The organism is Candidatus Nanopusillus massiliensis (assembly GCF_920984865.1).
On record NZ_OV100765.1, the window covers coordinates 155,724 to 156,353 of the forward strand.

General features: G+C 22.7%; 1 protein-coding gene. It reads right to left on the minus strand.

The window, feature by feature from the left end; all coding sequences use genetic code 11:
- Nucleotides 1–65: 65 nt before the first annotated feature.
- The gene (locus tag LUA84_RS01140; protein WP_231434047.1) at nucleotides 66–350 is read right to left on the minus strand and encodes a hypothetical protein; all 285 of its coding nucleotides are present in this window, start codon (nucleotides 348–350) and stop codon (nucleotides 66–68) included.
- Nucleotides 351–630: the final 280 nt, after the last annotated feature.

Below are 630 nucleotides of genomic sequence, written 5' to 3' on the forward strand. Positions count from 1 at the left end.
TTAGATAAATTTTATTATCTTTAAAAAAAGGTTTTTTTCTATTGCAGATATTGGTATGAAACATTTTAGTATGAGTTTTTTGATAAATCTTGTTTTTTGTTGCTTATATTTCTTATTAATGCTTTATAAATATTTTTTGATGCTTTATAAATATTTTTTAATGAATCAATTTCTCTTTTTATAAATATCATAACTTCTTCTAACAATTCTTTTGTAGCTTCGTCCTTTATTTGTTCTGAATCTAAAGCCTTTTGAAGTCTTGAATAATGTTGATTCAAACCATTCACGATTTTCGATAACTCCCCCAAATATAAAGGTAATGCTGCTACTAATAATCTTTCATCATTCATAAATATTATATATTAGATTTATCTTATATTGTTTATTATCTGAGCAATTTTTGCATAATTAAGTTATTGCATAACAACGTAGGAGATCTTCCTGCATCCGAATTATCAATTATAATACTTTTATTTTCTTCTTTAATCAATCTTTTTATTAAAAGATTGATCCTTATAAAACTAATACTAAAGTAGAAATAAACACAAATAAAGATCTTTATAAAAATATAAATCCCTACTATAAGTTAAGAAAAGGTGTTTTTCTTTATACCTTCGAAAACTATCAAAG